The organism is Nocardia vinacea NBRC 16497 (assembly GCF_000308835.1).
GTDB lineage: Bacteria > Actinomycetota > Actinomycetes > Mycobacteriales > Mycobacteriaceae > Nocardia > Nocardia vinacea.
This window is the reverse complement of record NZ_BAGN01000103.1, coordinates 69908-75907: the sequence shown is the minus strand read 5'-3', so window position 1 is coordinate 75907 and position 6000 is coordinate 69908. Positions and strand designations below refer to the sequence as shown.

General features: G+C 65.5%; 9 protein-coding genes. 3 read left to right on the top strand and 6 right to left on the bottom strand.

The window, feature by feature from the left end; genetic code table 11:
- Positions 1-517, bottom strand: a 517-nt coding sequence (locus ON44_RS13900) for an MFS transporter (RefSeq protein WP_040689964.1), incomplete at its 3' end; no start/stop codon positions are given.
- Positions 518-608: 91 nt separating this feature from the next.
- Here ON44_RS13900 and ON44_RS13895 point away from each other — a divergent pair.
- Both ON44_RS13895 and ON44_RS13890 read left to right on the top strand, forming a co-directional pair.
- Complete coding sequence (locus tag ON44_RS13895; RefSeq protein ID WP_040689963.1) at positions 609-1286, top strand: TetR/AcrR family transcriptional regulator; 678 nt, start codon at positions 609-611, stop codon at positions 1284-1286.
- Between the two features lie 56 nt (positions 1287-1342).
- Entirely contained in the window at positions 1343-2323 is a 981-nt protein-coding gene (locus ON44_RS13890) for a zinc-binding dehydrogenase (RefSeq protein WP_040689960.1), read from the top strand.
- Here the strand turns inward: ON44_RS13890 and ON44_RS50175 are convergent.
- Both ON44_RS50175 and ON44_RS13885 read right to left on the bottom strand, forming a co-directional pair.
- A complete protein-coding gene (locus ON44_RS50175; protein ID WP_157187139.1) occupies positions 2314-2481 on the bottom strand; it encodes a hypothetical protein in 168 nt (55 codons plus the stop codon). The genes ON44_RS13890 and ON44_RS50175 overlap by 10 nt on opposite strands.
- 55 nt (positions 2482-2536) lie before the next feature.
- Entirely contained in the window at positions 2537-3217 is a 681-nt protein-coding gene (locus tag ON44_RS13885) for an O-methyltransferase (protein ID WP_040689959.1), read from the bottom strand.
- Positions 3218-3328: 111 nt separating this feature from the next.
- On the opposite strand from ON44_RS13885, the gene ON44_RS13880 reads away from it, so the two are divergent.
- Positions 3329-3943, top strand: a complete 615-nt coding sequence (locus ON44_RS13880) for an SGNH/GDSL hydrolase family protein (protein WP_083897850.1) — start codon at positions 3329-3331, stop codon at positions 3941-3943.
- A 25-nt stretch (positions 3944-3968) separates the two neighbouring features.
- Here ON44_RS13880 and ON44_RS13875 read toward each other — a convergent pair whose 3' ends face one another.
- From ON44_RS13875 to ON44_RS46730, 3 genes are all read right to left on the bottom strand, one after another.
- The gene (locus tag ON44_RS13875; RefSeq protein WP_040689958.1) at positions 3969-4979 is read right to left on the bottom strand and encodes a WXG100-like domain-containing protein; all 1011 of its coding nucleotides are present in this window, start codon (positions 4977-4979) and stop codon (positions 3969-3971) included.
- Between the two features lie 3 nt (positions 4980-4982).
- Positions 4983-5318, bottom strand: coding sequence for a type VII secretion target (locus tag ON44_RS13870; RefSeq protein WP_040689956.1), 336 nt, complete (start codon positions 5316-5318; stop codon positions 4983-4985).
- 124 nt (positions 5319-5442) lie between these two features.
- The gene (locus ON44_RS46730) at positions 5443-5997 is read right to left on the bottom strand and encodes a YbaB/EbfC family nucleoid-associated protein (protein ID WP_051181975.1); all 555 of its coding nucleotides are present in this window, start codon (positions 5995-5997) and stop codon (positions 5443-5445) included.
- Positions 5998-6000: the final 3 nt, after the last annotated feature.

Here is a 6000-nt window from a genome sequence, read left to right as displayed (position 1 = left end):
ACCAGAAGTGGTGCAGCAGCAGGCCACCGAGGATCGGGCCGACCGCGGATCCGCCCGCGAAGAACGCGGTCCACACCCCGATCGCGGCGGCGCGTTCGCGGGCGTTCGGGAACAGGCTGGAAATCAGCGCCAGACTCGATGGCAGCAGGGTCGCGCCGCCCATGCCCATCAGCGCACGCGCGATGATCAACACCACGGCGCTCGGCGCGAAGGCCGCCATGATCGAGGCGATACCGAAGATCGACGCACCGGCGAGCAGAATATTGCGCCGCCCGATCCGGTCGCCGAGATTGCCCATGGTGATCAGCAGGCCCGCGATGAGGAAGCCGTAGATATCGAGAATCCACAGCTGCTGCGCGGCCGAGGGGTCGAGATCGAGGGTGAGGGTCGGCATGGCCAGGAAAAGCACCGAAATGTCCATCGACACCAGCAGCACCGGCAACAGCAGTACCGCGAGACCGAGCCGAGCACGCCGCGAACCGGTCGGCGCCGCCTGCGCGACCTCCACCTGAGTCATGTCGATTTCCTCTCCCGTGTCGCGTACGGCGTACGCATCGATCCGGGTACAGTGTACGCATGCGGTCCCAAAACTGGAAGCGAGTCATGGGATGACCGAGCCGAAGCTCACCCGAGCGGCCATTGTCGACACCGCGATCGCCCTTGCCGACGAGGCGGGGCTCGACGGATTGTCCATGCGACATATCGCCGAACAACTGGGTGTCGGAGCCATGTCCCTGTACCGGCACGTCGCGAACAAGGACGAACTGCTCGCGCTGATGACCGACGAGATCTCGGCCCGCAACCCGTATCCGTCGCCGGAGGGCAAGAACTGGACCTGGCGCGACCGGGTCCGCATTGCCGCCGAAATCGATTGGGCGCTCTACCAGAAGCATCCGTGGGTACTGCTCACCTTCGCGATGCCCCGCTACAGCTTCGGCCCGCAGGGTCTGGCCTGTTTCGCATGGCTCGTCGAGGGGCTGCGCGAGCTCAACGTCTCGACCCGCGAGGCGTCCACCATGGCCTTCGCGGTGTGGAACTACATCTCCGGGGCCACGCTGCCGCATATCAGCGGTGCGCTGGTCGCGCGCAAGGGCATGAACCCGGAGGGCTCGAACGGACTGCGGGCGTTGCTGGAAGGAACATCACAACTGCCGATCCCGCCCGCGCTCGCCGATCTGAACGGCAGTGGCGTCAGCGACCTGACCTCGGAGGATCTGCTGTATATCGGATTGTCCGCGCTCTGCGACGGATTCGAGACACGGTGCGCGAGGTCCGCCACCGCTTGACCTGAACGGCACTTCAGGTTGCAGGGTGGGCTGGTTCGCCGACGAATAGGAGCACCGTGCACGCCATCCGCCTTCACACCTTCGGACCAGCCGAAAATCTGCGCTACGAAACGGTTCCCGATCCGGTGCCCGGACCGGGTCAGGTACTCATCCGGGTCGCGGCGGCGGGGGTGCATTTCATCGATACGGCGTTGCGTCGCGGTGCGGCCGGTCCCTATCCGCCGCCCACGTTGCCGACGATCCCGGGACGCGAAGTCGCCGGGACCGTGGACCAGATCGGACCCGACGTCGATGCGTCCTGGCTTGGTAAGCGGGTCGTCGCGCATCTCGGCCAGGGGCCCGGTGGCTACGCCGAGTTGGCCGTGACGGAAACAGCTCGGCTGCACGAGATTCCGGCCGATCTCGATCCGGCGGAGGCGGTCGCGATCGTCGGCACCGGGCGAACGACCATGGGGATTCTGTTGTTCACCGAACTCGGCCCCGACAGTGTTGTGGTGATAACCGCCGCCGCGGGCGGCATCGGGACACTGCTTGTTCAGCATGCGAAGAATGTCGGGGCGACGGTCGTCGGGCTGGCCGGTGGACCCGCGAAAGTCGAACTCGTGCGACGCAATGGCGCGGATATCGCGATCGACTACCTACGCCCCGACTGGCCCGAGCAGGTGCGCACCCAACTCGGCGACCGCAGGGCCACGGTGCTGTTCGACGGTGTCGGCGGCGAAATCAGCCGCACCGCAATCGATCTGCTCGGCAAGGGCGGCCAGCATCTGATCTACGGCGCGGCCGACAGTGCTCCGCTCTCGCTTTCGGAGGAGGAGTTGGCCACGCGCGGCATCATCTCCGAGATGGTCGTCGGACCGCGCATGCTCCAGCGTGTCGGCGGCGACCTGCGCCCGCTGGAGGATAAGGCCATGGCCGAGGCCGCAGCCGGTCGGTTGCGGCCCGCGGTCCAGCGTTTCGCGCTTGCCGATGCGGCCGACGCGCACCGCGCGCTCGAGTCGCGCGGCACCGTCGGGAAGGTGGTACTTCAGGCGTAGGAGCGGTAGCCCGGGTCGTTCTCCTCGCGGAACCCCTCGACCGTTGCGCGCATCGCTCGGTCGAGGTTGTCCGTGATGACCAGCGCGTCCGCAGGGACCGCGCTGCTGGTGCCGTCGAACACCGAAGGATCAACCGCCGCAGCCTCGTTCGCCCCCATCGTGCGTCCGTACCGCACCGGATGCCGCCGCCCGGGGCCCGGGCGTCAGCGACACTCAGTCGGTGAACTCACCGTTGACCACGGCGTAGGCAAAACCATCCCAGCCCTTGCTGCCGACGGTTTGCACAATGGTCGCGTCGAGGCTGGGTTCGGCGGCGAGCAGGTCCACCAGATCGCGGCTGGCCTGGACCGCCGGATCGTCCGAATGGTCGTCGGCGACAGCGCCATTGCGCACGACATTGTCGACGATGATCACCGAGCCGGGCCGCGTCAGGCGCAGCGCCCAGAGCACGTAGTTCGAATTGTTGACCTTGTCGGCGTCGATGAACACCAGATCGAAAGGCTCCGGATCCTCCTCCGCCAGTACGGGCAGACTGTCCAGCGCCGCACCCACTCGGATCTCGACCCGGTCCCCGACCTCGGCCCGGTCCAGATTCTCCCGCGCCACCCGTGCGTGCCGCGGCTCGAATTCCAGGGTGATGACCTGGCCGTCCTTACCCACCGCCCGCGCCAACCAAATCGTGCTGTAACCGCCGAGCGTGCCGATCTCGAGCACCCTTCGCGCCCCGATCGACCGCGCTATCAAATGCAGGAACTTTCCTTGCGCCGGCGATACGTCGATGGCGGGCAGTCCGGCCGCCGCATTCGCGGCCAATGCCGTCGCCGTCGAATCCTCGCCTCGCACCAGAGAGTCCACGATGTAGCTGTCCACGTCGGCCCACTCGAACGTCGTCATGCCATGAAGTCTGCCACCGGGTGCCCGGATACCGCCGAAACTGAAGAGCCGACACCCGTGTTCCCGGAAACCTTGCGGGCCACACCGCTCGCCCAGTAGCGTGCGCAAGAACTGAAACTGGACGACCGAACCTGCAGCTCCGCCAAGATTCCGGACCTCACCGCATCCCAAGCCCCCGGCATCACCCCGCAATTCGACGCCCTCGGATCGAAAACCCAACTCGTGACGGTCCATATCGGCGCCAACGACGCCCAGATGACCAAATACATCCTCACCTGTCACCTGGCCGGAGCGAAGCCCTGCGCCGACCCGGCGTGGGACACCGATATCGACAGCATCGCCGCCGCATATTCGACTGCTCTGCACCGGATCTCGGCGCTCGCCCCGAATGCGACGATCTTCGTCGACGGCTGGCCGACCTACGTCCGCGACGGCGGATGCCCCGACCTGATCGGCCTGCGCCCCGCCGACGCCGCCACCATCCAAGCCGCCTTCGACCGCCTGAACAGCGTCGTCGCCCGCGAAGCCGCCGCCGCGGGTGCGACCTATATCGACACCCGCCCTCAATCCATCGGCCACGACATGTGCGCGCCCGCCGGAATCCGTTGGTTCGACTCCATCATCGCCACCGAAACCCTGCTTCCCTACCACCCAACCATGGAAGGCATGCGCGGCGTCGCCGATATCATCACCCAGGCCATCCGGTCATCGGGAGCTCTGCACTGAATCGATACGAAACCGCTTGGGGCTGTTACGCTTTGGCCGCCTCGACCTCGATCTGAGTGACCGCGGTGACAATTTTGATCATTTCACGGAGCAGTGCGCCCAGGCTGATCAGCGCGGTGGTCAGTTTGAGCAGCATTCGGGAAACGCTCATGGTCGCCGTCGAGATTTCGAATACCGCACGGGCAATGAGCGCCGGTGATGCTGTTCCGGCAGACGCGATGAGAATGGCGGCGATCTCGACCAGAATTCCGGCCAGGCTGTTCAAGATCTCGGTGACGATGCCGCGAACCCCGTCCACGAGCTCACCCATCTTCTTGTTCACTTTGCTCAGCGAATCGGCGAGCGCGGCCTGGGTAGCGATCGATGCCATGTGCGCGTCGGCCTTCGCCCGATAGGCGTTCGCGGCGGCACCGGTCCACCCCGCGGTGCCCTGCTGCACCTCGGTCGACCAGGTCGCCGCGACCTCCTTCAGTCGCTCCGAAATGTTCGCCCAGGAGTCTGAGTAGGCCGACACCATATCGGGATTACCGGCCAGCGAGTCCAGTGATTTCCGCATCGGCTCGACATGTTCGAGCATCCACCCCATGAGCAGCCCGCCGACGAAGTTGAACGGGTCGAATATTGCGAGAGCTCTGCCGTTGACCAGATCTATGCCGATCTTCGCGAGCTCCGTGCCGTCGGCAACGACCGCCCACGCTTTCAGGGCGCCTTCGTAGAGATTCTGTCCGGTGTCCTCGCCGCTGAGGCCCAATTTGATCTTGTGGCCCGCCTCGAACGCGTCGCCGACGACAGTGCCCGTCAGAATGCCCGCGTCGGCGTCTTCGGTCTCGCCGTCGTCACCCTTCTTCGCTCCCTCGGGCAACCCGAGTTTCCGGAAGACGGTCGCATCCTCCTGGTAGTACTCCTCGCGGTAGTCGACACCGTTTTCGAGCAGCTCGTTGTCCGGACGCGCATCGTCGTCGAAATTGTCCAGTTGCCCGGGCAGGGGCGGCGCATCTTCGTTGAGGAACCTGCCGACCGAATTCTCGTAGGCCATCGACTACACCCGCTGTTCGAGCTGCTCGCGCTGACGGTCCGTGCCGTCGGCTCGACTCTGGTCGACGTTCTCGAAGGAGTCCGCGGCGAAACGAAGTTTGCGTGGCAACGATTCGGTCTCCTCGGTCAACGTGCGCAGGCTCTCGGTGATCCGGTCGTGCAGCGGATTCAGAACCGACTTGGCGTACGGCCCCACCAACAATCCGTATCCGTCATCCGCCTGAGCCAGATAGTCGGCGGCCTCGCGGGACAACGGCACCCCCTCGATCGCTTGCTCCACCTTCTGCGCATGATCGCGCAGCTGATCCGCGTCGACGTTCACCCCATCTGAATTGCCCATATCGTCCTCACTCGCCGTACCCAGGATTCGCGCCGTCGAATGACGGCCCTCTGACTAGGACGCTCCCACCGCACATCTGGTTCCACCCGATCCGAATGGAGCCAGGTCGTTCGGCTCGAGTGCCCTATTCCAGCCAGGACTTGCGCTGGTAGTACAGATCCTCTTCGGACGGCTCGTCGGGCACGACGATGTCATCGCGATTGGGCTTGCGCGTTCCCGATGGCGGCGGCTCGGGCCGGAAGCTGGTGGGCGGTGGGCTGTACATCGGCGGCTCGGGTACCCGGGTAGGAACCGGATCGACGGGATCGACGTCCGGAAAGCGATCGATGTACTGGCCGATGATCGCCGCACCGGCGGCGTCGTCGCCGACCGCGTCGTGCACCATATCCGTGACCTGATTGCGGAGTTTCGCCTGCGCGCGCCGCATGCAGGACATGATCTCGCCGGAGATGACGGCCGGGTCCATGCCACGTGCCGCGGCCGACAGTCTTATATCGGTGGGTACTCCGTTGGCGTCGACGGTGACGGAGATCCGGTTGTCGCTCGACGTTTCGGTGACCGTCACGGTGGCCATGCGGCCGTGCAGGCTCTGATACTGCTGAGCCTTGCGCTCCAGGTTCTCGGCCCACTTGGCGAGTTCGTCCGCCGCCTGACCTGGGTCACCGCTCAGCAACTTCATCCC